This window comes from Flexivirga alba, assembly GCF_042661025.1.
Taxonomy (GTDB): Bacteria; Actinomycetota; Actinomycetes; order Actinomycetales; family Dermatophilaceae; genus Flexivirga; species Flexivirga alba.
On record NZ_JBHSWH010000001.1, the window covers coordinates 464,079 to 489,675 of the forward strand.

Annotated in this window: 28 protein-coding genes and 1 pseudogene; 9 read left to right on the forward strand and 20 right to left on the reverse strand. The window is 68.0% G+C overall.

Annotation, left to right across the window (positions count from 1 at the left end; genetic code table 11):
* The first annotated feature begins 21 nt into the window (after nt 1-21).
* Together ligD (ACFQDH_RS02295) and ligD (ACFQDH_RS02300) are read left to right on the forward strand one after the other, a co-directional pair.
* Nucleotides 22-1,068: a non-homologous end-joining DNA ligase gene (gene ligD, locus ACFQDH_RS02295; protein ID WP_382398076.1), complete on the forward strand. Its 1,047-nt coding sequence runs from the start codon at nt 22-24 to the stop codon at nt 1,066-1,068.
* Nucleotides 1,049-1,972 carry a non-homologous end-joining DNA ligase gene (gene ligD, locus ACFQDH_RS02300; RefSeq protein WP_382398078.1) on the forward strand — a complete coding sequence of 308 codons (924 nt, stop codon included), beginning with the start codon at nt 1,049-1,051 and terminating at the stop codon, nt 1,970-1,972. Before ligD (ACFQDH_RS02295) ends, ligD (ACFQDH_RS02300) begins: the two co-directional genes overlap by 20 nt.
* Before the next feature lie 93 nt (nt 1,973-2,065).
* On the opposite strand, the gene ACFQDH_RS02305 is transcribed toward ligD (ACFQDH_RS02300), so the two are convergent.
* From ACFQDH_RS02305 to ACFQDH_RS02330, 6 genes and pseudogenes are all read right to left on the reverse strand, one after another.
* A complete protein-coding gene (locus tag ACFQDH_RS02305; protein WP_382398080.1) occupies nt 2,066-2,389 on the reverse strand; it encodes a histone-like nucleoid-structuring protein Lsr2 in 324 nt (107 codons plus the stop codon).
* Between the two features lie 130 nt (nt 2,390-2,519).
* A complete protein-coding gene (locus tag ACFQDH_RS02310; RefSeq protein ID WP_382398082.1) occupies nt 2,520-2,705 on the reverse strand; it encodes a hypothetical protein in 186 nt (61 codons plus the stop codon).
* A gap of 9 nt (nt 2,706-2,714) precedes the next feature.
* Entirely contained in the window at nt 2,715-3,221 is a 507-nt protein-coding gene (locus tag ACFQDH_RS02315) for a methylated-DNA--[protein]-cysteine S-methyltransferase (protein WP_382398084.1), read from the reverse strand.
* Nucleotides 3,218-4,717 carry an AlkA N-terminal domain-containing protein gene (locus ACFQDH_RS02320; protein WP_382398086.1) on the reverse strand — a complete coding sequence of 500 codons (1,500 nt, stop codon included), beginning with the start codon at nt 4,715-4,717 and terminating at the stop codon, nt 3,218-3,220. The genes ACFQDH_RS02315 and ACFQDH_RS02320 overlap by 4 nt, the downstream gene beginning before the upstream one ends.
* A 71-nt stretch (nt 4,718-4,788) precedes the next feature.
* The gene (gene panC / locus ACFQDH_RS02325; RefSeq protein WP_382398088.1) at nt 4,789-5,646 is read right to left on the reverse strand and encodes a pantoate--beta-alanine ligase; all 858 of its coding nucleotides are present in this window, start codon (nt 5,644-5,646) and stop codon (nt 4,789-4,791) included.
* Nucleotides 5,647-5,654: 8 nt separating this feature from the next.
* Nucleotides 5,655-6,544 (reverse strand): annotated as a pseudogene (locus ACFQDH_RS02330) (Rossmann-like and DUF2520 domain-containing protein).
* Between the two features lie 63 nt (nt 6,545-6,607).
* Between ACFQDH_RS02330 and ACFQDH_RS02335 the strand changes: the two are divergent.
* Both ACFQDH_RS02335 and ACFQDH_RS02340 read left to right on the forward strand, forming a co-directional pair.
* On the forward strand, nt 6,608-6,976 hold the full coding sequence (locus tag ACFQDH_RS02335) for a hypothetical protein (protein WP_382398090.1): 369 nt from the start codon (nt 6,608-6,610) through the stop codon (nt 6,974-6,976).
* Nucleotides 6,973-7,557 carry an SAM-dependent methyltransferase gene (locus ACFQDH_RS02340; RefSeq protein ID WP_382398092.1) on the forward strand — a complete coding sequence of 195 codons (585 nt, stop codon included), beginning with the start codon at nt 6,973-6,975 and terminating at the stop codon, nt 7,555-7,557. The genes ACFQDH_RS02335 and ACFQDH_RS02340 overlap by 4 nt, the downstream gene beginning before the upstream one ends.
* A 6-nt stretch (nt 7,558-7,563) precedes the next feature.
* Here the strand turns inward: ACFQDH_RS02340 and ACFQDH_RS02345 are convergent, their stop codons facing one another.
* The 3 genes from ACFQDH_RS02345 to ACFQDH_RS02355 all read right to left on the reverse strand — a co-directional run bounded on the left by ACFQDH_RS02345 (nt 7,564) and on the right by ACFQDH_RS02355 (nt 10,248).
* Nucleotides 7,564-8,589 (reverse strand): DUF8017 domain-containing protein, encoded by a 1,026-nt coding sequence (locus tag ACFQDH_RS02345; RefSeq protein WP_382398094.1) that lies wholly within the window; start codon nt 8,587-8,589, stop codon nt 7,564-7,566.
* A 44-nt stretch (nt 8,590-8,633) separates the two neighbouring features.
* Entirely contained in the window at nt 8,634-9,479 is an 846-nt protein-coding gene (locus ACFQDH_RS02350) for a DUF8017 domain-containing protein (protein ID WP_382398096.1), read from the reverse strand.
* A 196-nt stretch (nt 9,480-9,675) separates the two neighbouring features.
* Complete coding sequence (locus ACFQDH_RS02355; RefSeq protein WP_382398098.1) at nt 9,676-10,248, reverse strand: CGNR zinc finger domain-containing protein; 573 nt, start codon at nt 10,246-10,248, stop codon at nt 9,676-9,678.
* A 99-nt stretch (nt 10,249-10,347) separates the two neighbouring features.
* Here ACFQDH_RS02355 and ACFQDH_RS02360 point away from each other — a divergent pair, with 99 nt between their 5' ends.
* Both ACFQDH_RS02360 and ACFQDH_RS02365 read left to right on the forward strand, forming a co-directional pair.
* Complete coding sequence (locus ACFQDH_RS02360) at nt 10,348-11,340, forward strand: EamA family transporter (RefSeq protein WP_382398100.1); 993 nt, start codon at nt 10,348-10,350, stop codon at nt 11,338-11,340.
* A gap of 24 nt (nt 11,341-11,364) precedes the next feature.
* Nucleotides 11,365-12,525, forward strand: coding sequence for an NADH-quinone oxidoreductase subunit D (locus tag ACFQDH_RS02365; protein ID WP_382398102.1), 1,161 nt, complete (start codon nt 11,365-11,367; stop codon nt 12,523-12,525).
* Between the two features lie 10 nt (nt 12,526-12,535).
* Here the strand turns inward: ACFQDH_RS02365 and ACFQDH_RS02370 are convergent, their stop codons facing one another.
* Nucleotides 12,536-13,285 (reverse strand): sugar isomerase domain-containing protein, encoded by a 750-nt coding sequence (locus ACFQDH_RS02370; RefSeq protein ID WP_382398104.1) that lies wholly within the window; start codon nt 13,283-13,285, stop codon nt 12,536-12,538.
* 187 nt (nt 13,286-13,472) lie between these two features.
* Between ACFQDH_RS02370 and ACFQDH_RS02375 the strand changes: the two genes are divergently transcribed.
* Complete coding sequence (locus tag ACFQDH_RS02375) at nt 13,473-14,303, forward strand: DUF6801 domain-containing protein (RefSeq protein ID WP_382398106.1); 831 nt, start codon at nt 13,473-13,475, stop codon at nt 14,301-14,303.
* Between the two features lie 158 nt (nt 14,304-14,461).
* The gene (locus ACFQDH_RS02380) at nt 14,462-15,361 is read left to right on the forward strand and encodes a DUF6801 domain-containing protein (protein ID WP_382398108.1); all 900 of its coding nucleotides are present in this window, start codon (nt 14,462-14,464) and stop codon (nt 15,359-15,361) included.
* Between the two features lie 74 nt (nt 15,362-15,435).
* On the opposite strand, the gene ACFQDH_RS02385 is transcribed toward ACFQDH_RS02380, so the two are convergent.
* The gene (locus ACFQDH_RS02385; RefSeq protein WP_382398110.1) at nt 15,436-16,284 is read right to left on the reverse strand and encodes a sigma-70 family RNA polymerase sigma factor; all 849 of its coding nucleotides are present in this window, start codon (nt 16,282-16,284) and stop codon (nt 15,436-15,438) included.
* A 115-nt stretch (nt 16,285-16,399) separates the two neighbouring features.
* Between ACFQDH_RS02385 and ACFQDH_RS02390 the strand changes: the two genes are divergently transcribed.
* Nucleotides 16,400-16,729 carry a VOC family protein gene (locus ACFQDH_RS02390; protein WP_382398112.1) on the forward strand — a complete coding sequence of 110 codons (330 nt, stop codon included), beginning with the start codon at nt 16,400-16,402 and terminating at the stop codon, nt 16,727-16,729.
* A gap of 130 nt (nt 16,730-16,859) precedes the next feature.
* On the opposite strand, the gene ACFQDH_RS02395 is transcribed toward ACFQDH_RS02390, so the two are convergent.
* From ACFQDH_RS02395 to ACFQDH_RS02435, 9 genes are all read right to left on the reverse strand, one after another.
* A complete protein-coding gene (locus tag ACFQDH_RS02395) occupies nt 16,860-17,873 on the reverse strand; it encodes a GNAT family N-acetyltransferase (RefSeq protein WP_382398114.1) in 1,014 nt (337 codons plus the stop codon).
* 28 nt (nt 17,874-17,901) lie between these two features.
* The gene (locus ACFQDH_RS02400) at nt 17,902-18,393 is read right to left on the reverse strand and encodes a DUF3180 domain-containing protein (protein ID WP_382398116.1); all 492 of its coding nucleotides are present in this window, start codon (nt 18,391-18,393) and stop codon (nt 17,902-17,904) included.
* Nucleotides 18,387-19,280, reverse strand: coding sequence for a 2-amino-4-hydroxy-6-hydroxymethyldihydropteridine diphosphokinase (gene folK, locus ACFQDH_RS02405; RefSeq protein ID WP_382398118.1), 894 nt, complete (start codon nt 19,278-19,280; stop codon nt 18,387-18,389). Before folK ends, ACFQDH_RS02400 begins: the two co-directional genes overlap by 7 nt.
* Nucleotides 19,273-20,124, reverse strand: coding sequence for a dihydropteroate synthase (folP, locus tag ACFQDH_RS02410; RefSeq protein WP_382398120.1), 852 nt, complete (start codon nt 20,122-20,124; stop codon nt 19,273-19,275). The genes folK and folP overlap by 8 nt, the downstream gene beginning before the upstream one ends.
* Nucleotides 20,124-20,711, reverse strand: coding sequence for a GTP cyclohydrolase I FolE (folE, locus tag ACFQDH_RS02415; protein WP_382398122.1), 588 nt, complete (start codon nt 20,709-20,711; stop codon nt 20,124-20,126). The genes folP and folE overlap by 1 nt, the downstream gene beginning before the upstream one ends.
* On the reverse strand, nt 20,689-22,722 hold the full coding sequence (gene ftsH, locus ACFQDH_RS02420; protein WP_382404798.1) for an ATP-dependent zinc metalloprotease FtsH: 2,034 nt from the start codon (nt 22,720-22,722) through the stop codon (nt 20,689-20,691). Before ftsH ends, folE begins: the two co-directional genes overlap by 23 nt.
* Nucleotides 22,723-22,914: 192 nt before the next feature.
* The gene (gene hpt / locus ACFQDH_RS02425) at nt 22,915-23,466 is read right to left on the reverse strand and encodes a hypoxanthine phosphoribosyltransferase (RefSeq protein WP_382398124.1); all 552 of its coding nucleotides are present in this window, start codon (nt 23,464-23,466) and stop codon (nt 22,915-22,917) included.
* A 4-nt stretch (nt 23,467-23,470) separates the two neighbouring features.
* The gene (gene tilS / locus ACFQDH_RS02430) at nt 23,471-24,532 is read right to left on the reverse strand and encodes a tRNA lysidine(34) synthetase TilS (protein ID WP_382398125.1); all 1,062 of its coding nucleotides are present in this window, start codon (nt 24,530-24,532) and stop codon (nt 23,471-23,473) included.
* Nucleotides 24,533-24,541: 9 nt separating this feature from the next.
* Complete coding sequence (locus tag ACFQDH_RS02435; protein ID WP_382398126.1) at nt 24,542-25,585, reverse strand: zinc-dependent metalloprotease; 1,044 nt, start codon at nt 25,583-25,585, stop codon at nt 24,542-24,544.
* Nucleotides 25,586-25,597 lie beyond the last annotated feature (12 nt).

Here is a 25,597-nt window from a genome sequence, read left to right on the forward strand (position 1 = left end):
GTTCAGGGCAAGATTGACGCCATGCGCCCCATGCTCGCGACCCCCGCGGACACCGTGCCCGAGGGCGAGGACTGGCTGCACGAGGTGAAATGGGACGGCATGCGGGTGCTGGCGCACGTGTCCGGCTCGTCGGTGCGGCTCACCTCCCGCACCGAGCGCGACATCACCGTTGCCTTCCCCGAGCTGGTCACCCCCGAGGCCGGACTGCAGGGGTATGACGACCTCCTCCTCGACGGCGAAGTGGTGATCCTGTCCGAAGGTGTGCCGTCATTCGCGGCGCTCGCCGAGCGCTTCAACGTCTCGGACGGGTCGATGGCGGCACGGCTCGCGGCTGCGGCGCCGGCGACGTTCCTGGTCTTCGACGTGCTGCAGGCGATGGACCGGTCCACCCTGACAATGCCTCTGCGGCAGCGTCGCCAGCTGCTGGAAGGCCTGGACCTGGCGACCCGCTTCGTCCAGGTGCCGCCGACCTTCACCGACGGTGCTCAGCTGGCCGAAGCGACCGCCGCCAAGGGGCTGGAGGGCGTGGTGTCGAAGCGAGCCGGTTCGCCATACCGGCCGGGGCGTCGTAGTCCCGACTGGCGCAAGATCGTGCACCGGCGCACCGACTCGTTCGTGGTGTGCGGGTGGCTGCCCGAGCGGGACAACGACCGCGTGCTCGGCTCGATCTACCTGGCCACGCCGACCCCCGAGGGTCCGCTGCTCTACCGCGGCCGGGTCGGCTCCGGGTTGGCCGGCGCGCGCGGTGCACAGCTGCTGGCCCAACTACGCGAGATCGGTTCTGCGGGTTCACCGTTCGACGAGAATCCACCCGTCGAGCCCGGTCGCGGCGCGATCCGGTGGGTGCGTCCCGATCTGGTGGCCGACGTGGAGTTCCTCGGCATCTCCGACGGCGGTCAGTTGCGCCAGCCGAGTTGGCGCGGCATACGCCATGATCTGCGGCCGGAGGATCTGAGCGGCACGGACACAACGGACCCTCCGGGAAGCGGTGGCAGAGGGATGCGGGGCCTCCGCGAAGTATCGGAGGAGCGAAGCGGGGGAGAACTTCGTGGGGATCGCGATGGCTGACGGGCAGATCACCACCGAGGTCGGTGGCCGGCGACTGAAGCTCGGCAATCTCGACAAGATCCTCTATCCCGGCACGGAGACCACCAAGGGTGAGGTGCTGCACTACTACACGCAGGTCGCACAGCCGCTGCTCGCGGTGCTCGCCGACCGCCCGGCCACTCGAATCCGCTGGCCGCACGGCGTCTCCGACCTGTCGTTCTTCGAGAAGAATCTCCCGCCCGGCGCACCGTCATGGCTGTCGCGGGTGGCGTTGCCGTCGTCCGGCTCCCGGGGCACCGGTGACGAGGTCGTCTATCCGGTGATCGGCGAACTCGCAGAGTTGATGTACCTCGTCAACCTCGCCTCTCTGGAGTTCCACGTCCCACAGTGGCGGCTGGTCGACGATCAGCCGGTGGCGCCGGACCGACTGGTGATCGACCTCGACCCCGGAGCACCGGCCGGGCTCACCGAGTGCGCGCAGCTAGCGCTCATCGTGCGCGACCGGCTGGCCGACATCGGACTGGACCGCTGCGTGCCGGTGACCTCGGGCAGCAAGGGCATGCAGGTGTATGCCGCCCTGGACGGGAGCCAAAGCAGCGTCGCGGTGCGGGACGCTGCCCGCGAACTGGCCCAACAGCTAACCCGGGAACATCCCAATCTGGTGGTGTGGAAGATGACCAAGTCGAAGCGACCAGGAAAGGTGCTGCTCGATTGGTCGCAGAACACCGCCGCAAAGACCACGATCGCGCCCTATTCACTGCGCGGCAAAGACCGGCCGACCGCCGCGGCACCACGCACGTGGAACGAGATCGAGGACGGCGCCCGGGCACCGGACATGTTGCAGCAAATATTGTTCGACGATGTGATTGAAAGGCTGCAACAACACGGTGACTTGTTCGCCGATGGGCTGGCACCCCACGACTGAACTCGCCGTTCCTGCGCCGGCTCTTCGACACAACAACGACGCCGCCCGGAGCGCAAGAACTGCGCGCCGGGCGGCGTCGGTGAAGAGCGAGAGTCAGGCGTTGGCCCGCGCGTAGGCTTCCTGCACCTCGGCCGAGACACGACCGCGGTCACTCACCTTGAAGCCGTTCTTACGGCCCCATTCACGGACTTTGTTGAGATCGGTGCGACCCGTGGCGCGGCCCGGCGTGATCCGACCGCGGCCGCGGACCGGACGTGCATGGCCGGTCCACTTGGCGAAGTCGTCGCGCAGTTGGGCGGAATTGGCTGCGGAAAGGTCGATCTCGTAGGACTTGCCGTCAAGGGAGAAATTGACGGTCTCGCTCGCCTCGGACCCATCCAGGTCATCCTCGAGCAAAATCTGGACACGCTGAGCCATTACGTTTACTCCTACCAGGCGGATTTCGTAAAGATCGGAAACACGCTAACACAGGGTGTGCGAAATCAGCACAACAAAAGGCGGGGGAATTCATTGTCGGCCGCGGTGTTTGTCTTGCCGGCCGGCCAAATCACTTCTGGTGATCGGGAACTTCAGTGACGGCAGCAGCGGCGTCGGCTTCCGAACGCTCCCACTGGGCGTGCGCAATCCGCTCGCGCCGATCGGCTTCCATGATGTGCTTGAGGATCACGTAGAGCAGATAGAGCAACCCGATGGACGGGATCAGAGTCTCGATGTAGGGCCACACAGCACCCATGGTAAGCCCTTAAAAGAGGGCGCCCTCCGCAGCACCGGCCTCGTGCGACAGCAGCCACCGCTTGCGCTCGATGCCGCCGCCGTAGCCCGTCATACTTCCGTTGGCGCCGATCACCCGATGGCACGGGATCACGATCGATATCGGGTTGCGTCCGTTGGCCAGACCGACCGCGCGACTGGCGGTCGGGCTGCCGATGTGCTCGGCGACCTCGCGATAACTCCATGTCTGGCCGAAAGGTATGTCGCACAGTGCGCGCCATACCCGCTGCTGGAAATCGGTGCCGATCGGACGCAACGGCAGATCGAACTCGGTCCGGTCACCGGCGAAGTATTCGGTCAGTTGGCGGGCGGCTTCGTTCAGCAGCGGATCACTGTCGACGCGCTCGCCATACTCAGCGGGGTCGGGAGCGTGCTGGTGGACCTCCATGTAGACCGCGATCAGCTCGTCGCCCTCGGCGATCAGGGTGATCGGATCGATCGGGGTCGAATCGAGGATGAGGTGACGCTTGGTGCTCATGCGGGTTTCCTTGCCTGCTCCGGAAGTTGGTTGATCTCGTGTGGTCCGCTGGCCCAGAGGTGCTGCACGGCGTAGGCACGCCAGGGTCGCCACGGCTCGCTCGCGGTATGTGCGGCTCGTCCGCTGTCGGGTATGCCGAGCCGTGACATCGCCTGGCGGACACCGAGATCCGTGGCGAGGAAGGCGTCCGGGTCGCCGAGCGCCCGCATCGCAACGCCCTCGACCGTCCAGGGTCCAATTCCGGGCAATGCCAACAGGTCTCGGCGGGTGTCGTCCCAGTTTGCACTGGTCGACACGTCGATCGCGCCGTCGGCCAGTGCGGCCGCCAGACCTCGCAGGGTCGCTCGCCTGCTCTGCGGCATCGCCAGCGTTTCGTCGGACGCGGTCGCAAGCACCGCTGCCTCCGGGAAGGTCGCGGTGAGGCCGCCATCCGGGTCGTCGATCGGCTCGCCATACGCCTGGACCAGCCGGGCCGCGTGGGTGCGAGCGGCCCGGGTGGAGATCTGCTGGCCGAGCACCAGCCGCAGGGCGAGTTCGACGCCGTCGACGGTGCGCGGGACCCGTCGTCCGGGCGCGCCGGCGACCAGCGGGGCGAGCATCGGGTCGGCGGCCAGGTGGGCGTCGATCGCCTCCGGGTCGGCATCCAGGTCCAGCAGCCAGCGGCAGCGGCTGATCGCAACCGGCAGATCCGCGAGGTCACGCAGCCAGACGCGGGCGGCGACGAACCCGTCGTCCGGGCGCAGGGCCACGACGGCAGGCCCGTGCGGCAGTTGCATGGTGCGCCGGTAGGCACCGTCACGCCATTCCTCCACTCCGGGGACGGCGGTCGCTACCAAGTGTCCGAAGAGATTGTCCACGCGCAGCGGCCGGCGGAACGGCAGCCGCAACTGCAGGTGGTGCCACGCATTGCCGGCACTCACGTGACCGGCGGAAAGCCTTGTCTTCGAACGGAGTTCGCGCGGTGCCATGGCGAAGACCGCACGCACGGTGTCGTTGAACGACCGGATGCTCCCGAACCCGGATGCGTGGGCGACCTGGGTCAGCGGCAGGGCCGTGGTCTCGATCAGCACTCGTGCGGTCTGCGCCCGTTGTGCCCGGGCGAGCGCGAGCGGCGAAGCCCCGAGCTCGGCGCGGATCTGCCGCTCGATCTGCCGGGTGCTGTAGCCCAGTCGGCGGCTCAACCCGTGAACGCCTTCGCGGTCGACGACACCGTCGGCGATCAGTCGCATGGCACGCGCCACCAGATCTGCGCGGGCGTTCCACTCCGGCGAGCCGGGACTGGCATCGGGGCGGCACCGCTTGCACGCCCGGAATCCGTTCGCCTGCGCGGCGGCCGCGCTCGGGTAGAAGGTGATGTTGCGCGCCTTCGGCGGTGTCGCCGGGCAACTCGGGCGGCAGTAGATGCCGGTGGTGCGGACCCCCGTGACGAACCAGCCGTCGAAGCGGGCATCGCGGGACCGCACGGCCGTCATACAGGTCTGTGGGTCGGTGAGCATGCGTCCAGTCTGCTCCGCACCACCGACAATGACTAGCAGAAAACCGACACGTCGGTTTTCTGCTAGTCGGCCTAGGCGCTCGGGCCGATCTCGAGGGGTTCGTTGTCGATCAGCCGGGTGGTGCCCACCTTGGCGGCCACGGCCAGCAGCGCCGTGCCGCGGTACCACTCGGGAACCTGTTCCAGCGTCTCCGGATGCACCAGGACGAGATAGTCCACCAGCGCGAGTGGCTCCTTCACCAGCACGTCCCGGGCGGCTCGGCGTACCGCGGCCGGGCCGTTCATGACCTGCTCGGCGCCGGCTTGCAGTGCGCGCGAAAGACTCAGTGCCACTTCACGATCCGACGGACTGAGGTAGGTGTTGCGGCTGCTCAGCGCCAGCCCATCGGCCTCGCGGACGGTGGGGACGGCGATGACCTCCACCGGGAAGTCCAGGTCGCGCGCCATCCGCCGGATCAGCAGCAGCTGCTGCGCATCCTTCTGGCCGTAGAAGGCGAAGTCGGGCTGCACCAGGTGCAGCAGCTTTGCCACGACGGTCAGCACCCCGTCGAAGTGACCGGCCCGAGAGGCACCCTCGAGGACCTCGCCGAGCTTGCCGGCCGAAACACGGACGCCCGGATCGCCATTCGGATAGACGACGTCCGGGGTCGGCGCGAAGACGACCGAGACACCCTCTCGCTCGCAGATCAGCAGGTCGTCGTCGAAGGTCTGCGGATAGCGCGACAAGTCCTCACCGACGGCAAACTGCAGGGGGTTGAGGAAGATCGTCACGACGACGTGGTCGGCGGATTTCTTTGCGGTGCGGATCAATTCGGCATGACCCTCGTGCAGCGCGCCCATCGTCATAACGGTGGCAATCGTGCCTTTTAGTGACTTCCGCGCGTGGAGAAGGTCTTCCCGGGAATGCGCGACCACCGGTTGTGTCGTCATCGGGGTGATCATTTTTCCTCTTCCTTGGCGAACAGATCAAGCATGGGTTGCACGGACTCGGCGGGCATCGCTCGCCGCGCAGCCACCCGGGTCGTGGTGGCAGCCGCGAGCGCCCGGTAAGCGCGTCGGATGTCCTCGGGCTGGTCCGCGAGCGCTTGCAAGTGCGCCGACACGGTGCCGACGTCGCCGCGGGCGACCGGCCCGGTCAGCGCACGGTCACCGCGCTGCAGGCTGTTCTCCAGGGCTGCTTCCAGCAAGGTCGCAGCAGCGTGGCCGGGTCGTCGATGCCGATGCCGCGCAACAGTTGGCTGGACTGCGCGACGATCGTGGTCAGGTGATTGGCGGCGTGCGAAAGCGCCGCGTGGTAGGTCGCACGGTCCTCGTCGGCCAGCCGGAACGGCTCGCCGCCGAGGTCGAGCGCCAACGCATCGGCCAGTAGGTCCGCTCCCATCGAGGCGGTCACCGCGATCGGCGTCCCGACGATGCGGTCGACGTCAGCGGGCACTCCGGTGAACGTCATGACCGGGTGCAGCACCACGGCATCGCCACCGACATCGACGACCGGCTGCAGGACGTCGAGACCGCGAAATCCACTGGTGTGCACGGCAACCCGGCCACCGTCCCACGCACCGTTGGCCGCCAGCCCGGCGACCAGCGAGCCGATGGCATCGTCGGGCACGGCGAGCAGGACGACATCGGCCGCAGCGACGACCTCCGGGACGTCGCGCACGGGCACACCCGGCAGCAACGTCGCAGCACGCTCGCGCGAAGCATCGCTCACCGCGCTCACCGCGACGACTTCATGACCGGCAGCACGCAGCGCCGCGCCCAACACCGACCCGACCCGGCCGGCGCCGACGACTCCCACCCGTAGGGTCGGCCGCTGTAGTTGATTCACGCGGAAGACGCTAGCCGACAGTGTCGGACTGCGTCAGGCGCGGTCCCTCTAGCATTGGGCTCTGTGGTGTGGCAATCCTGGCAAGCGGCGTGGCACAACGCGCTCTATGGGCCAGACGGCTTCTACCGGCAGACCTCCGGCCCCGCCGGACACTTCGCCACCTCGGCACAGGGCATTCCCGGCGGCGGGCGCTTGTTGGCCGGGGCTCTCGTCATACTCGCCGAGCGAAGCGGCTGCACCCGACTGGTCGATGTCGGCGCCGGCCGCGGCGAACTCCTCGCGGAGGTGGCCGCGATCGCGCCGACGCTGCAGTTGACCGGGGTCGATGTCGTCGGTCGCCCTGGTGATCTGCCCGGGAGTATCGACTGGCTGGTCTCCCCGGCGGCGCTGACTTGCCGTCCGCGTTGCGCGACCTGCGAGACACCCTCGTGATCGCGCATGAATGGCTCGACGTGGTGCCCTGCACGATCGCCGAGTATGACGGCGCCGTATGGCGAACCGTCGAGGTCGACCCCAGCAGCGAAGAGCGTCTCGCGGGTCCCGTCGTAGGTACGGACTTGCAATGGTTGCAACAGAATTGGCGACCTGGGGAGACTGAGGGGGACCGTGCCGAGATCGGCAGCACGCGCGACGCGGCATACAGGGACCTCTTGTCCCGGATCGACAGCGGGTTGCTCGCTCTCGTCGACTATGGCCACCTGCGCGCCGACCGCCCTCGCTGGGGCACGCTGACCGGCTACCGCGACGGGGTCCAGTGCCCGCCGCGACCCGATGGCAGCACCGACATCACCGCGCACGTGGCGATGGACACCCTCGGGGCTGGCGAACTCGTGCGGCAACGCGCGCTTTTCGACCAGCTCGGGCTACGGCCGGAGGCTCCCGCGATCGCACTGGCCCGGGAAGACCCTCCGGCATACCTCGAGGGCCTGGCCGAGCGTGGCAGTTACGCCCAGCTCACCGCGACCTCCGGGCTCGGTGACTTCTGGTGGGCGATCACCACGATCGACCACTGACGAGGATCAGTTGCTCGGGCGGAAGGTGGTGACGATTTCGTCCACCGTGTCGGCGGACAGGGTCTTCGGGCCATCCAGCATGCGCACGGAAACCAACTGATAAGACTTCCCGCCCGAGGAGAAGGTCACGGTCCGAACCTCGTACTGCTTGCCCTTGTCGCAGCCATCCGGATCGCCGGTCGCCGTGGTGATCGTGTACTGCAACGCGGGAATCGTGCCCTGGTTGACCTTGATCTGCTTGGCCGCCGAGAGCTGGCCTTCCTTCGCCTTCGAGCCGTCCTTCTTCTTCGCGATGGCGTCGGCGAACTTCTGGGCGACGTCCGGGCCGGCGTCCGACGGGTCGCGCTTGCCGACGTTGACGAGTCCGAGCCAGCCGGAGTCATCCTTCTTGTCTGCGGAGCAGAACCCGACGCCATACAGCGCCGGCGCCTTGCTGATGACCAGCGGCTTGCCGGATTTTGGATCCGCATAACCGAACAACGTGTCGCTGGACTCGAGCTTCCAGTCGGCGGTCTTCGGCACGTCGTAGACGCCACGCGGGTCGTCGGCCTGTTGCGACTGCCAGCCGGCCTTGAGGGCACGCGCGCCGACGGCCAGCGTCGGGTTGACCCAGGTCGTCGCCTGGACCGGTGGCAGGGCGCTGGTCGAGCTCGAACCGACGGCATTCTTCGGGGAACTGTCACCACGGGTGAACGCGAAGATCGCGACGGCGGCGACGATCAGCACCAGCGCCGCGGCCAGCCCGATCAGGACCTTGCCCCGACCACCGCCACCGCCGCCCTGCGGAACCTTGAGACCCTCACCGGACGCCTCGGAGAACCGGTCGTAATAAGAACTCTGCGGGTTGTTCATCGTCGGACCGACATTCGGCCCGGTCTGCCCGGTCGACCACGACGGCGGCTGCCCATCCTGCCCACCGGTGGCCCACGGCTGCTGCCCGCCTGCCCACTGTTGCTGCCCACCGGACCATTGACCGCCGGTATTCGCCCCGGAACCCTCCTGCGGCCACTGCTCGTTCCCTTGGTCGCTCACGGCTGAAGGCTACCTATCTCGTCGTCGTGGAATCGTTCGCGAAGTCAGCTGTTGGGTCGGAATGTCGAGATGACCTCGTCAAGCAGTTGCCCGGACAGACCCTTCGAGCCGTCGGCCACGCCCACGGACACCAATTGGTAGGACGTGCCGCCCGCCGAGAAGGTCACCGTTCGGATCTCGTAGTCCTTGCCCTTGTCACAGCCGTCCGGGTCACCGACGGCGGTCGTGATCGTGTATTGCAGTGCGGGGATCGTGCCTTGGTCGACCTTGATCTGCTTGGCCGCAGACAGCTGCCCTTCCTTCGCCTTCGACCCATCCTTCTTCATCGCGATGGCGTCGGCGAACTTCTGCGCGACATCCGGTCCCGCATCTGACGGATCCCGCTTGCCGACATTCATCAAGCCAACCCAGGCGACTTCGTCCGTCTTCTTGGCAGAGCAATATCCGACGTTGTACCGCGCCGGCGCCCACGCGAGAATCAAGGGATTCCCGGTCTTCGGGTTCGCATACCCGATGTTGTATGACGTCGCCTCGAGCTTCCAGGCCTTGTCCGTCGGGACGTCGAATATGCCGGGTGCACCTTGAGCGGTCTGCGACTGCCAGCCGGCCTTGAGCGCTCTCGCACCGGCGGCCAGCGTTGGGTTGACCCAGGTCGTCGCCTGGACCGGTGGCAGGGCGCTGGTCGAGCTCGAACCGACCGCCTTCGTCGGGGAACTGTCACCACGAGTAAGCGCGAAGATCGCGACCGCAGCCACGACCACGACAAGCGCGGCGGCCAGCCCGATCAGGACCTTGCCCCGACCACCGCCACCGCCGCCCTGCGGAACCTTGAGACCCTCACCGGACGCCTCGGAGAACCGGTCGTAATAAGAACTCTGCGGGTTGTTCATCGTCGGACCGACATTCGGCCCGGTCTGCCCGGTCGACCACGACGGCGGCTGCCCATCCTGCCCACCGGTGGCCCACGGCTGCTGACCACTCCACTGCTGCCCACCGGACCACGGCTGCTGGCCACCGGTCCACTGGCCGCCGGTCTCCCCTGTTGCCCGCCGTTGCTCTCCGGCGGGCGGCCATCCCCTTGGTTGCTCACGGCTGCAGATTACCTTCCGGCGAGTGGGCGGACCCCGATGTGAGACGGGCGCGGTATGCCGCGACGTTGAGCCGGTTTCCGCAGCCCAAGTCGCAGTAGCGCTTGGAACGGTTGCGTGAGAGGTCGACCAGCACAGCGTCGCAGTCGGGCGCCGCACACTGCCGCAGACGACGCAGCTCGCCCGCACGCACGAGGTCGACCATCGCCATCGCCGTCTCCACGCTCCACCGAGTCGCGAGCGGTGCGTCATTCGGCGTCGCGTGCAGGTGCCAGTCCCAGCTGCCATGTTTGACGAGTTGCGGCAGGGCCGACTCCCGGCGCAGCAGTTCGTTGACGCGCTGGACGATGCCGGTCTCGTCGACGGTCCAGAACTCGCGCAGCACTGGCCGGAGCGCCCGGACCGCCATACGCTCAGTGTCGTCACCGCTGATCGGGCCGCTCCAGTCGCAGCCCTCGACGAACTCGAGGTATGACGCCCGGTCCGACAGCGGATCCGGGTCCTCGCAGGCGGTGTTGACCAGCGCCGCGGCATCGACCAGCGCCACTTCCGTGTCATGAGCAAAAAGCACTTTGACTCCTGTCTGCGGCACACCCTACGATCAGTGCACTGTCATGAGCAACATGACGGTTTGCTCGTTACGTTCTCGATGACCCACGGGGAGGCCCACATGACCACGGACGTCCTGACGACGACCGGCGTTCCCTCCGACTTGGAGGCCCCGGCCTCCCTCCCGCACGCCGGACCCGGCGTCGGCACCATCGGGATCGCCCTGCTGTCCGCCGCGGCCTTCAGCACCTCGGGCAGTTTCGCGACGGCCCTGCTGAAAGCCGGCTGGTCGCCCGGAGCAGCGGTGACCGCCCGCATCGGACTGGCCGCGCTGGTGCTGGCACCGCCGACGATCTGGTCGCTGCACGGCAGGTGGCACCTGGTCCGGCGCAAGGCGGTGGCGATCATGCTCTACGGCTTGACCGGGGTTGCCGGCTGCCAGCTCGCCTACTTCTACGCGGTCCAGCACCTGTCGGTAGGCGTCGCGCTGATGCTCGAATACCTCTCCCCGGTGCTGCTCGTGCTCGGCTACTGGGTGTGGACCCGGCGTCGCCCGTCGACACCGACCATCGTCGGTGCCGCCGTCTGTGTCGCCGGCCTGATGCTCGTGCTGGACGTCTTCGGCGACGCCCACCTGTCACTCACCGGCGTGCTGTGGGGACTCGGCGCCGCCGTCGGCTCCGCGGGCTATTTCATCATCGCCGGACGAGCCGATGACGATCTGCCGCCGATGGCCCTTGCCGGTGTCGGTATGGCGGCCGGCGCCGTCTTCCTGGGCGCGCTCGGCACGATCGGCCTGCTGCCCATGCGGGCATCGACCAACGAGACGACCTTCGTCGGACACCAGCTGCCGTTCTGGTTGCCGCTGGGCGCACTGGCCGTGCTCTCCACGGCGTTCGCCTACTTCACCGGTGTCATCGCGGCCCGCAGCCTCGGCCGCACCGTCGCGTCATTCGTCGCTCTCGCCGAGGTGCTCTTCTCGGTGCTGTTCGCCTGGCTGCTGCTCGGGCAGCTGCCTCTCGTCATACAACTGCTGGGTGGGTTGCTCATTGTCGGCGGCGTGATCCTGGTCCGCCTCGGCGAGCTACGGCCGCGTGCCGAGACCGCGCTCTAGGTCGCGACTGGCAGACTGGCCCGCATGCCAGAACGCGAGCTCACCATTGGAGTCGGCGCCGGTGGTCTGGCGACCGCGGACATGGTGCTCAACATCGGGCCGCAGCATCCGGCCACGCACGGCGTGCTCCGGCTGCGGGTCACCCTGGACGGCGAGCGCATCAAGAGCGCCGAACCGATCGTCGGTTACATGCATCGCGGCGCCGAGAAGCTCTTCGAGGTGCGCGACTACCGGCAGATCATGGTGCTGGCCAACCGGCACGACTGGCTGTCCGCCTTCAGCAACGAGATCGGGGTCGCGCTCGTCGTCGAGCGGATGCTCGGCATGGACGTCCCCGAACGCGCGACCTGGACCCGCACCCTGCTCGCCGAGCTCAACCGGGTGCTCAACCACCTGATGTTCCTCGGCTCCTACCCGTTGGAGCTCGGTGCGATCACCCCGATCTTCTACTCCTTCCGCGAGCGCGAAGACCTGCAGAACGTCATGGAGGAGATCTCCGGCGGACGCATGCACTACATGTTCGGCCGGGTCGGCGGGCTGCGCGACGACCTGCCGGTCGGCTGGCTGGGCAGGGTCAGCGACACGATCCGCCTCGTCCGCGGCCGGATGCCCGACCTGGAGAGCCTGCTCGTCGGCAACGAGATCCTGCGCGGGCGGACCCGCGGGGTCGGCGTGCTCGACGCGAAAACCATTGCGTCATACGGGATTACCGGGCCGATCGCCCGGGCTTCGGGCGTCGACCTCGACCTGCGACGCGACCAGCCTTACCTGTCGTATGCCGAACTCTTCGCCCCCGGCGGCCCCGGCCGCGTGGTCACCCGCACCGACGGCGACTGCCTGGCCCGACTGGAAGTCCTGCTCGAGCAGGTGCACGTGTCGCTGGACATCGCGCAGGCCTGTGTCGACCGGATCGCTGCACTGCCGGCCGGCCCGGTCAACGTCAAGCTGCCCAAGGTGCTCAAAGTGCCGGAGGGTTCGGACTATCTGGCGACCGAGAACCCGCTCGGCTTCAACGGCTACTACCTCGTGTCGCGCGGCGACAAGACGCCATGGCGACTGAAGCTGCGATCGGCGTCGTTCAACAACATTCAGGTGCTCAGCGAGCTGCTGCCCGGCACTCTGCTGGCCGACATGGTCGCGATCTTGGGCTCGATGTTCTTCGTCGTGGGCGACATCGACAAGTAGCCGAACGACCTCACGACCCTCGGATGAGCCGGTCGCCATACACGGCCTCGAGCTTCTGGTTGCGCTCGTGGCCGCCGGGGACGTTCGCCGAGATGTAGACCGGCGGCTCGGCGGCCTGCTGGCCGAGCTTCTCGATGGTGCCGATGGTGAGCAGTTGCGCGATGAACGCGGCGGTCAGCGACGAGACCGCGCCGGCGCCGATGCCACCGACCTCCAGCGTCGAGTCGCCGTATGGCGCGAGGTTGTCGATGACCACGTCGGCGATCTCGGACAGGCGCTTCCCGCTCGGGTGCTTCGGCTCGACGGCCGCGGTGTGCTGCAGGCTTGTCACGGCGATGACCGGGTAGCCGTGTTCCTTTGCCTGCACAGCGAATCCGACGATCGAGCCGTTGACGCCGGAGTTCGACGCGATGACGATGACGTCCCCGGGCGACGCGGGCACGAGCGCCCAGAGTTTCTCGGCGATCTGCGGGTCCCGCTCGAGCAAACTGCTGCCCAGCAACGACCGGTCCTCGTCACCGCGAAGGACGAGATCGCGCAGTGCGATCTTGTTGGTGGGGATCAGGCCACCGGCGCGCCCGGCCAGCTCCATCGCGAATGCCTCGGAGTGCCCGGTGCCGAAAACGTGCACGACGCCACCCGCCGCGATCGAGTCCGTCAACAACGCGATCGCGGCGTCCAGACCACCGTCTTCGGCAAGCGCGGCGATGCGCTCCAGGCGGGTAGTGGTCTGACCCAGGAAGTCAGCGGCGTGGCTCATCGAGTGGCTCCCGATTTGACGAGGTGTGCGCCCCGGACGGGACGATCCGATCGTACGGCGCCGGCTTCGAACGACCCTGCGACCCCCGCGGTTTCACCGTTCCGGTTGCAGCACCCCCGCAAAGAGGTCAAGGTTGACCCGGACCCGGGTGCCGTCGCGCGGGCCGGACAGCTTGCGAGGAGTCACCATGAGCCGATCGACCGGGCATGAGCAGGGTGCAAGCCGACGACACGGGACGCAGCGGGTGCTCGGCGCCTGCGGCGCGCTCGGCGTGGCAGCCGGATTGACCATCACTGGCATCGCCGTGTCTGGACCCGCCCACGCCGCGACGACCACCAAGCTCGCCTACACCTGCTCGGCTCCCGCGATCGGCCTGACGTTCTCCGATCCGTGGTCGGTCAGCGTCCAGACCGACTACCCCGCCACGGCACCGGCCGGGGCATCGTTCACCAGCACGCACTTCGACGCTTCGGTCACCGCGGGCGACGACGCCGCGACCCAGTTCCGAGCACTCGCCGTCAACTCATGGTCCGGGTCGGTGAAATTCTCGTATGCCGTCAGCGGCGCCGTCGCCTCACCGGGCGACCGCTCGAGCACGTTGACCGTCCCCACGACGACGCTGCCGGCGACCGGTCCCGTCGTCACCGAGGCCAAGGGCGCAGCCGCCCCTGAGCACGCCGGCGACAAGCCGGGCACCGCGACGGTGACCGCGGGCGACTTCAAGGCGTCCCTGACTACCGACTCCGGCGTGCCGGTCGAGATCGACTGCACTCTCGCCGCCGGCCAGGACGCCACGGTCGCCAGCGTCGACGTGACCGCCGCCTCGCCGTCGTCGAGCACCAGCCCGTCGTCCTCCCCGTCCAGCACGTCGGCGACCACCGGTCCGCCAATCATCACCGACGGTGGCACCTCGAATGGCAATGACACCGGCATTCTGATCGGCGCCGGCGTGGCCGCCGCAGGCGTCGCAGTGCTCGGCGCCGGAGCGGCTCGGCGCCTCCGGGTGGGCCGGAAGTAGCCCCACGTCATACAACTGACCAATTTGCGTCGGCGAGTCTGGCCAAACAGGTAGTGAACCAGGTCACTCGCGGCTACTGTGAGCATCGCTTACCTGTCGGTAAGTTGGCGCGCTCGGGATCGGGCAGCTATTCCGAGGCACACTCACACGGAGGACCCATGGCACGCACCAAGCGCGGCCCCGCCGCGACATCGCGGCGCGCACTCGCCGGACTCGGCACGGTCGGCATCGTCGCCGGCACCATTGCAATCACCGCCGGACTCAGCGCGCCTGCGGCGAACGCAGCGACGTCCAAGGCATTGCAATACACCTGCACCGCAAACGTTTTCGGCAATGTCCTGGACCAAGGGGTCTGGACCGCAACGGTCACCAGCAACCTGCCGACCCAGGTCGCACCGGGTGCGACACTGCCCGCGCCGACAATCACCGCGCAGGTCACGTCGTCCACCACAGCGACAGACACGCTGCGCGCCCTGAGCGAGACAGCCGTCGACGGCACCAGCGACGCCGGCTACAGCGTCTCCGGCGCCGTGGCCAGCCCCGGAGCCCGCACCGCACACTTGACGATCCCGAACACGCCGGTGCCGACTACCGGAGCGCTGCAAACAGCCGCGACCGGCGACGGAGCAGCAGAGGTCGCAGCAAGTTCAACAGGAACCATCACCGTCAAGGTCGGCGATTTCAAGGCAACCATCCAGACGTACAAGGGGACCACGAAGGACCTGGTCATCCCGGTGACATGCACCCTGAAGGCTGGCCAGAACACCACCCTCGGCACGATCGCTGTGGGCACACCGCCCACCAGCCCGTCGTCCAGCCCCACGTCAACTCCGACCGACACCGGCACACCGACGTCCACTGCGACCGGCACCGGCACGGCTACCAGCACTGCGACTGGAACGGCCACGTCGACCGGCGTCACCGGCCCGCCGATCATCACTGACGGTGGATCGTCCGGCAGCGGCCTCAACGGCGGCGTCCTCGGCGGCGCAGCTGTTGCTGCCGCGGGTGTCGGCGCGCTCGGCTTCGGCCTCCGCCGCCGACTGAGCAACAAGTAGTCCGTTCGACATACCAAGGGTGCCGCCTCTCCTTCGGGAGGCGGCACCCTTTGTATGTCGGATGGGTTGGTGCGTCAGCGTTTTCGGACTGTCGCCAACACTTCCTGATCAGCGCGCAGCTCGATGCGGCGGACCAGTCCGTCCTCGATCACGAAGTCGAACGCCACCTTGAATTCGCCGCGATGCAGCCAGGCGACACCTGGACGATCTGCGATGAAGACGGGGAACGCCGTCTTCATGCCACCGTTCGTCAGGCCGACCACGTCCTCGCGTCCGACCAGTCGTCGCGTGCCGAGGGCCAGTGCTGCCGCGTCGGCACCTTCGAGGACGACGTCCGGCGCGAGCAGCCCGAGCAACGTGTCGAGGTCACCTCCCTTGGCTGCGTGCAGGAAGGCATCCACGACCGCAGTGTGGTCGGATCGCTCAGCCGGTCGGTCGCCAGACGCTCGGTCGGTCACCTTGCGGCGCGCCCGCGAGGCCAGCTTCCGGGCCGCTGCCGGGGAGGTGTCGAGGATCGTGGCGATCGCCGGGAAGTCCACCGCGAAACTGTCATGCAGCACGAACGCGACCCGTTCAGACGGGCTGAGTCGGTCCAGCACCACCTGCAGCGCGGTGCCGACGCTGTCGATGAGCATCACGTCGTCGGCCGGGTCGGGCACTGTTTCGTCCAGGCCGAGCTCGAGGTCTTCCTCCGGCACCGGAAGCTTGCTGCGCAACCGATCCAGGCACAGACGCGTGGTCACCGTGGTCAGCCAGCCCGGCAGGTTGTCGATCGGAGTTTCGTTGCGTGCCAACCGGATCCAAGCATTCTGGACGACGTCCTCGGCTTCCGCGTGGTCGCCGAGCACTCGCTCCGCGATACGCAAGAGCCGCGGGCGCTCCGCCTCGAACCCGGCGGTCTGACCGTCCACTCCGACACCCATGCCCGCAAGTTCATCACATCCTGGCCTGCCGGCGGTCACACTTCCGGAGCGTCGGTCGTCATACCAGTGGCGCACGAAAGATGCGCTTCCACACTCCAAGGAAAGAGGACCCGCAATGGGCAACTTCCAGACTGTTCTGCTGCCGACCACCGACCTCGCAGCATCGCGCGAGCTCTACATCAAGCTGCTCGGCGTGCAACCGAACGCCGACTCGGACTACTACGTCGGCTTCGATGTCGACGGCCAGCAGATCGGCCTCGTCCCGGGCAGCACCACCGTGCAGCCGCACCTGCACGTCGACGACCTGGAGGCCGCGATCCAGCTGATCAGTGACGCAGGCGGGAGTGTTGTCGATGAGCCGAAGCAGGTCGGCGGCGGCCGCCGAGTCGCCGTCGTGCGGGACGCCTCCGGCGCGCAGTTCGGCCTCACCCACGACGCCCCCTGACCGCGACCAACCCGACCGAGAGGACAGGCAATGGCCGAACGGACAGGCGATTCGCGGCGAAAACGCGCGAATCGCCTGTCCTCTCGATACATCGCCTGTCCTCTCGGCATGAGGGGGCGGTGCTTAGCGGTCAGGCCTCGAGATCTCGGTGCCAGCTCTGCGTCTTGTATGACGTGACCCAGCCCATCGAGGTGTAGAGCCCATCGGCACCGGTCGGCGAGTCGGCGTCCACTTCCAACCCCACGCGGTTGCTACCGGTGGCCAGCGCATCGCCGATCACGGTGCGCAGCAACGCCTTTGCGACACCCCGTCCACGTGACCGCCGATGCACGCCGATGTAGTCGATGTAGCTGCCTGGGGCACCGGACGCGTCGGGCGGGAGCACCGTGCCGACGACGGCCCCTCCTGGCAACAAGCCGTCGTCGCTCTCGACCTCGGCCAACCACCAATGGTTCCAACGGTGTCCGGGGTCCTCGCGCAGCCGCTGCACGAACTCCGGGAAGCTCTCCCGGTAGGAGTTGAAGTGGTCCGCAAAGGACTCCTCCAGCACCAGGTGCACGGCCTGCAGGTCGGCAGCGACCGGGGTGCCGTCGTCATGCAGTCCGATGCGGCGCACCGTCACGCCCTCGCGCGGCGCGGGCAGGTCAGCGTCGCCCGGTGTGACCGGACGCTTCATCTCCAACCAGGTGCGTGCCAGCCCGAAACCGGCTGCGGTCAGCCACCGTTGCTGTCGAGCGTCTCCGGCATACGCGCCCGAATCCAGCTGCGTCACCGTCAACCCGCGCACGCGCATCATCGTGCGGGCCTCGTCCGTCGCCCAGGCGAAGAGGGCGGCGGCGAGCTCGTCGGACGCTCCCGGCCGTGCGGTGATCTCTACAACGGTGCGGCCGGCGGCACGGTCGTGCACGACGGCCCACGCGATCGCCAAGCCGTTGTCGTCGCGCACCAGCGTCTGCCGCCGCGTCCACGAGCCGACGCCGGCGACGTTGGAGGCGACCATCCCCGGATCGACCGAACTGCTGCCCTGTGCGGCGAGCTGGTGTGCCGCAAGCACGTCGATGATGTCCGAGACGTCAGGGGTGTCGGGCACACTCGCCACGAAACCGGACGGCACGTCGGGCATGGGCAGGATCGGTTCGCTCACGGCATACAGTCAAGCGCACTCCGCATTCTCACGCTCGAAGCGTTCCACCGCCCGGTGCGTCATCGTCGTCCTTGTCCTTCGGGATCCGGCACCAGCCCTGCACCACCAGGCCGACCACGACGGCACCGATCGAGCCGGCGCAGAGAACGATCGCCTGGATCATCCCGCCGAGCGCGCTGCTGGCGTCCAATCGACCCAGCTCGATCAGCGCGAACGCCCCGAACCACCCGGCGAACATCGCGCCGGCCAGCACCGCCGCCTGCGCGGCGACGAGGGCCCGGCGCGCCTTCTGCGGCGACGGCGGACGCATCGAGGTGCCGTGCAGGTAGTCACGCACCTCCCAGCCGGCCGCGAGCACCGCGACCGAGAGCAGCACCAGCGTGACCAGGATGAACCACGACATGTGCGGCAGACCATGCCCTTGGGCGGTGGTCCAGCGCAGCAGGCCGTAACAGACGAGCAGCACCACGACACCGACTCCGGCCGCGTGCCGCCAGGTGACCCCGGACTCGTTCACCATGGCCGCCACTGCGGGCCGATGTGTATGCCGGACGAGTCCGCCACACGCAACAGCTCGGCGACGGGCACGACTTTCCGCCCGACGCGCAACCGAGCCTGCGGGTCCGCCGCCGCCCAAGGAGCCAGCACGAAGGCCCGCTCGTGCGCCCGCGGGTGCGGCAGGGTGAGCTTCCCTGAGTCGAAGTGCAGGTCGGTGTCCGCCGCCGGGTCGCCGACCTGGATCAGGTCGAGGTCCAAAGTGCGTGCGCCCCAACGGATCTCACGGGTCCGCCCACGACCCGCCTCGATCTCGTGCAGGCGGTCGAGCAGGGTCCACGGCGAGAGCCGAGAGTTGCCGACCGCGACGGCGTTGAGATAGTCGGGTTGCTGCGGACCACCGACCGGGTCGGTCTCGAAGAGTCCGCTGACCTCGATCAGCTCGAGCCCGTCGATCCGGCCCAGCGCGCGCACCGCCGAGGCGAGGGTTGCGACCCGATCACCGAGATTGGCGCCCAGCGCGATCACGACCGGGCGGTGTTGCTCGCGGCGGACCGTCACCGCCGGACCGGTCAACCCGATCGACGAGAAGTCCACGCCCGCAGGCGCATCCGGCTTGTGCACGGTCACTTCGACCGCTTCGGCCGCAGGATGCGCAAGCACCGACGCGGCGATCTGCTCGGCCAGCGACTCGATCAGGTCCACCGGGGGCTGCAGCAGGATCCGCTCGGCATCCTGCGCGACGTCGGCGTAGCTGATCGTCTGCCCGAGGTCGTCGCTCGCCCCAGCCATCGACAGGTCGCATTCGATGGCGATGTCGACGAAAAACCTTTGCGGCTCACGCTTCTCGTGCGCGAGCACTCCGTGCGGTGTGGTCACCGCGAGCTGGGTGAGGGTGATGCGGTCAGTCATGCGCGGCCTCTCGCAAGTGGGAGACGACGTCACAGGCCGCGAAGGTCGATCGCACGTCGTGCACCCGGATCGCCCAGACATCCGCCTGCGCCAGCACGACCGACACGGCAGCCGTGGCGAAATCGCGTTGCTCCGCCGGCACCGGGCCACCGGCGCGACTGCCGACTCGCGCCAGGAACGACTTGCGCGACGCACCGACCAAGACCGGCAGCTGCATGTCCTGGAACGCCGAAAGGTGTTGCAGCAGAACCCAGTTCTGCTCACCCGTCTTGGCGAATCCGAGGCCCGGGTCGATCACGATCTGCTCACGCCGCACTCCGGCGTCGAGCGCCGCGCCGACCTGGTCGGCCAACTCTCGGCATACATCTGCGGTGACGTCGTCGTAGACGGCGCGGGTCTGCATGTCGTGGCTGTGACCGCGCCAGTGCATGACCACGAAGCCGACGCCGGTCCGGGCCGCGACGAACGTCATCTGCGGGTCCGCCAGTCCCCCGCTCACGTCGTTGATGATCCGCGCGCCGACATCGACCGCGGCCTGCGCGACTTCGGACCGCATCGTGTCGACCGAGATCCAGGCTCCGGTGTCGACGAGGCCCTCGACCACGGGTATGACGCGACGAATCTCTTCCTGCACGGTGGGTCGCTCGGCGCCCGGACGGGTGGATTCGCCGCCGATGTCGATGATGTCGGCGCCCTGGTCGACCAACTCGCGACCGTGCGCAACGGCAGCGGTCGCGTCGAAGAACAGCCCGCCGTCGGAGAACGAGTCCGGGGTGACGTTGACGACCCCCATGACCAGAGGACGATCGGCGGGTCGCTGCGGCAGCATGCTCGCCGCAGCCATCAGCGTCGGCTCTGGGCGTTGATCAGACTCATCGCCTCGGACCTCGTCGCGGCGTTGGTCAGCTGCCCACGCACCGCGGACGTGATGGTCATGGCTCCTGGCTTGCGTACGCCGCGCATCGACATACACAGATGCTCGCACTCCACGACGACCAGCACACCCTGCGCCTGCAGGTGATCGACCAGGGCGTCGGCGATCTGGGTGGTCAGTCGCTCCTGGACCTGCGGCCGCTTGGCGAAGACGTCGACCAGCCGGGCGATCTTGGACAGGCCGGTGACCCGCCCGTCGGCGGCCGGGATGTAACCGACGTGCGCTACCCCGTGGAACGGCACCAAGTGGTGCTCGCAGGTCGAGTAGACCTCGATGTCGCGCACGATGACGAGCTCGGAGTGGTCGACGGCGAAGGTGCGGCTGAGCGCTTCCTCCGGGGTCTGCCACATGCCGGCGAAGGTCTCGGCATACGCACGCGCCACCCGGTCCGGGGTGTCCCGCAGGCCTTCGCGGTCGGGGTCCTCACCGACCGCGAGCAGCAGCTCGCGCACTGCGGCTGCTGCTCGCTCAAGGTCAATCCTGGGTGGGGTCGACATAGCCGCCGTCCGGCACCTCGACGATCGCCTCAGGCGGGTGGACTTCCGCCTGCTGCTGATCCTCTACCTTCTGCAGGTCGACGCCGTTGGCGATCGCCTTGCGCTCGGCCGGTGTCAGCACCGGCGGGCGATCACTGACGTTCCGGCGGTCGCTGGACAGCCAGACCTTGCGGGGCGGGCGTTTGTTGACGTCCTTGAAGACGACCTCCAGCTGGTGCGCGTCGAGCGTTTCCTTCTCGAGCAGCTCCAGCACGAGGCCGTCAAGGGTGTCGCGGTTGTCGTTGAGCGCGTGCCACGCCTCGTCGTGCGCGGCCTCGATCAGCCGACGCACCTCCTCGTCGACGACCCCTGCGAGCTCCTCGGAGTAATCACGCTCGTGGCCCATGTCGCGGCCGAGGAAGACCTCGGAGTTGCCCGAGCCGAGCTTGATCGCGCCGACGCGCTCGCTCATCCCGAACTGGGTGACCATCTTGCGGGCCAGCCCGGTCGCCTTCTCGATGTCGTTGGACGCCCCGGTGCTCGGGTCGTGGAAGACGATCTCTTCCGCGACACGGCCGCCGAGCGCGTAGGCCAGCTGGTCGAGTAGCTCGTTGCGGGTCGTGGAGTATTTGTCGTCGATCGGAAGCACCATCGTGTAACCGAGTGCCCGACCGCGCGGCAGGATGGTGATCTTGTGCACCGGGTCGGTGTGGTTGAGCGCCGCGGCGACCAGAGCGTGACCACCCTCGTGGTATGCCGTGATCTTGCGCTCCTTCGCGCTCATCACGCGGGTGCGCTTCTGCGGGCCGGCCATGACCCGGTCGATCGCCTCGTCCAACGCACGGTTGTCGATGACCTGCGCGTTGGAGCGCGCGGTCAGCAGTGCGGCTTCGTTCAGCACGTTGGCGAGGTCAGCACCGGAGAAGCCCGGCGTCCTACGCGCGACGGCCAGCAGGTCGATGTCGCCCGACATCGGCTTGCCCTTGGAGTGCACCTGCAGGATGTGGTGGCGACCGCCCATGTCGGGTGCGTCCACCGCGATCTGCCGGTCGAACCGACCCGGCCGCAGCAACGCCGGGTCGAGGATGTCGGGGCGGTTGGTAGCCGCGATCAGGATGACGTTGGTCTTGACGTCGAAGCCGTCCATCTCGACCAGCAACTGGTTGAGGGTCTGCTCACGCTCGTCGTGCCCGCCGCCCAGGCCGGCACCGCGGTGGCGACCGACAGCGTCGATCTCGTCAACGAAGATGATCGCAGGCGCGTTGGACTTGGCCTGCTCGAAGAGGTCACGCACCCGGCTGGCACCGACACCGACGAACATCTCGACGAAGTCCGAGCCGGAGATCGAGTAGAACGGCACGCCCGCCTCACCGGCGACCGCACGAGCGAGCAGGGTCTTACCGGTGCCGGGAGGGCCGTAGAGCAGGACGCCCTTCGGGATCTTGGCGCCGACGTCGAGGAACTTCTTCGGTGCCTCCAGGAACTCCTTGATCTCGTGGAGCTCCTCGACCGCTTCGTCCGCGCCGGCAACATCGGCGAAAGTGACCTTCGGCATGTCCTTGGTCGCCAGCTTCGCCTTGGACTTGCCGAACTGCATGACCCTGGAGCCGCCGCCCTGCATCTGGCTCATGAGGAACCAGAAGATCAGGATGAACAGCACGAAGGGCGCCATGCTGATCAGGATCGACAGCCAGACGCTCTGCTTCTGCGGGTCGTCGGTGTAGCCGCCGGACGGCGGGTTCTTCGACAGCAGGTTGACCAACTGGTCGCCACGCGGGTCGACGTAGTTGGCCTCGACCTTGGTCAGGCCCTTCTTGTCACCGACCGTGGTCGGATCCTTCAGGGTCAGCTTGATCGAGTCGGGAGTCAGCGTGGCTGAGTCGACCTGCTTGGACGAGATGAGTTTCTCGGCCTGCGAGGTGTCGATGCTCTGATAGCCGCCGACATTGCCGACAGCGAGCCAGAGCACGCCGATCAGCACGACGAGGATGACCCAGAGCCCAGGGCTGCGAAGAACGCGCTTGAAGTTCATGTACCTGCGGGGCGTGCCCCGATCCTCCTGCTTGAGTTGGGCGGAGCCCATGACAGACCAGTAGACGGTACACCGCCGGTAGCAAAGCTACTTTTCGGTGTCCCGGCTGGATCAACGCGCGAGCGGCGGGTGGTGTTCCGTATCAGCTGTCACACCCGCCAGGTGCGACCCACTCGCGTGTCAGCCGCCTGGTCAGCTGTAGACGTGCGGGGCGAGGGTGCCGATGTCGCGCAGGTTGCGGTAGCGCTCGTCATAGTCGAGCCCGTAACCGACGACGAATTCATTGGGTATGTCGAAACCGACGTATTTGCAGTTGATCTCCACCTTGGCAGCTTCCGGCTTGCGCAGCAGCGTGCAGATCTCCAGCGACGCCGGCTCCCGCGAGGTGAGGTTGGCGCGGATCCAGTTGAGCGTCAGGCCCGAGTCGATGATGTCCTCGACGATCAGCACGTGCCGGCCGGAGATGTCGGTGTCGAGGTCCTTCAGGATGCGCACCACGCCGCTGGACTTGGTGCCCGAGCCGTATGACGACACCGCCATCCAGTCCATCGGAGCCGATCCGGGCAGCGCTCGCATCAGGTCCGCCATCACCAGGATCGCGCCCTTCAACACACCGACCAGCAGCACATCCTTGTCGTGGTAATCGCGCCAGATGTCGGCCGCGAGTTCCTCGAGCCGAGCATGAATCTGCTTCTCGGTATAGAGGACGTGCTCCAGGTCATTGCCCATATGGCTGGAATCCATGGCCCTATTGAACCCGACGCCCCTCCACGTGGATCAGCCCGGCACCACGCCGGACCTGCAGCGCACCTGGGATGTGGATCGGCTGCTGCCCGTGCCAAGCGGTGACCAGTGCGTCGACCGCGTCGATGTGGACCTTGCTCAGCGAAGCTGCCGGCGAGCCTGCCCGGCGCAGCACCTCGCGCCATACCCTCGTTCGAAGGGGTATGGCGAGGATGGCCAATTCGTCGGCCCGCCATGGGGATTCGCCGAGACCGTCGGCCAGCTGGATCGCCTGGTCGTCCAGGTAATCGAGGTCGTCCCGAACCAGCGACGCCGTGCGTGCCAGACCGGCGACGACGCCCGGTCCGATGTCGGTCTCGAGGTCGGCGAGCGCCTTGCGCACCCGCACCCGCAGGTAGCGGGGATCGTCGTTGTGCGGGTCGTGCCACGGCTCCAGCCGCAGTGCGGCGCAGGCCGCGTGTGTCTCCTCGCGCGTCACGTCGAGCAGCGGCCGCAAAAAGGTGGTTGAGGAGGCCGGAGCGCTAGCGGAGGCCGTCTCGAAACCCCGGCCGGTCTCGATACGCTCGTCCCTCGCTACTCGACCCGCTTGAGGCGCCATACCGGTGAGGGCCCGTGGCCCGGAGCCGCGGGCCAACGCGAGCAACACCGTCTCGGCCTGGTCGTCGCGGGTGTGGCCGAGCAGCACCGCACCGGCGTCGTATGACGCAGCGGCCGCCTCCAGGGCGGCATACCGGGCCGTTCGGGCGGCCGACTCAGGGCCGTCCCCGGCTGCGGCGACGTCGACGGTGCGCACCTCTGCGTGGTCGACGCCGAGGTCCCGACACTGCTCGGCGGCACGCAACGCGACGTCGGCAGAGCCGTCCTGCAGCTGATGATCGACGGTGACGGCGACGGTCCGGATCCGCAACTTCGGTGCCTCGAACGCAACCGCTGCAGCGAGCGCCAACGAGTCGGCACCACCCGAAACCGCAATGACCACAGTGCTTCCCGGGGCAAGCTCGGCGTCGGAGAGCGCGCTCCGCACCTGCCGCCGGCACGCGGCAACAGCGGGATGCGGGCCTGTCATGCGGGTTCCTCAGCCATGCACCCGGGCGACCCAGGTCGCCGGGGCGTAGATCTCGTCGGCGGTGGGGAGGTTCTCCGGTCCGGCCCAGACGGCGTTGAAGCCGTCAATGCCGATCTGCTCCTGGACGGCGCGGCAGAAGGCGGCGCCGTCGCGGTATTGCCGCATCTTGGCCTCCAGACCGAGCAGCCGGCGGATGATGCGATCGGGTCCGACGCTGCCCTTGCGGCGCGCGTTGAACTTGCGACGGATCTCCTCGACGGTGGGCACGATCTGCGGTCCGACGTCGTCCATGACGACGTCGGCGTGGCCTTCGAGGAGCGACATGATCGCGGTGACGTTCGCGAGCTCGGCGCGCTGTTCGGCATTGCCGATCAGGTCGGTCAGACCGCCGCTGCCCTCACGCAGCAGCCCTGGCAGCGCTTTGGCTGCGGCCTGCAGCCGCTGCTGCAGCATCTCGGGGTCGGGCACCATGTCGACGGCGAGCGCGCGGATCCGGTCGATGAGGTGCTCGCGGAGCCACGGCACCGCCGTGAATTGCACCCGGTGGGTCTCCTCGTGCAGGCAGACCCAGAGCCGGAAGTCGGACGGGTCGACCCCCAGCTCACGCTCGGCGCTGACGATGTTGGGCGCGACCAGCAACAGGCTGGGCTGCCCGTCCGGTGCGAGGTCGAACTGACCGAGGACCTTGCTCGCGACGAAGCCCATCAGCGCACCGGTCTCGGTGCCGGTGACCTTGGCACCAACAGCCCGGGCGCGCGGGCCGGCCTTCCGCTTCGCGGTCAGCGCGTCGACGACGGGGTTGAGCAGCGCAGCCATCGACTCGACGTTGACGTCGATCCAGGCGGCGCGGTCCACGACATACACCGGCGACTTGGCGCCTGCCGTCGCGTCGAGTCGGGCGGTGTCGGCGACCGGTTGCAGCGCGCGATGCGCGGCGTCGCGCAGCTCGGCCACGACGTCGGCTGCTTCTGCCGGCGTGGTGCTCGGGCCGTCGGACACCCACCGGCGGCCCGCGCGCTTGGCCAGGGCCCAGTCGACATACACCTCAGACATGGTCACGAGCGT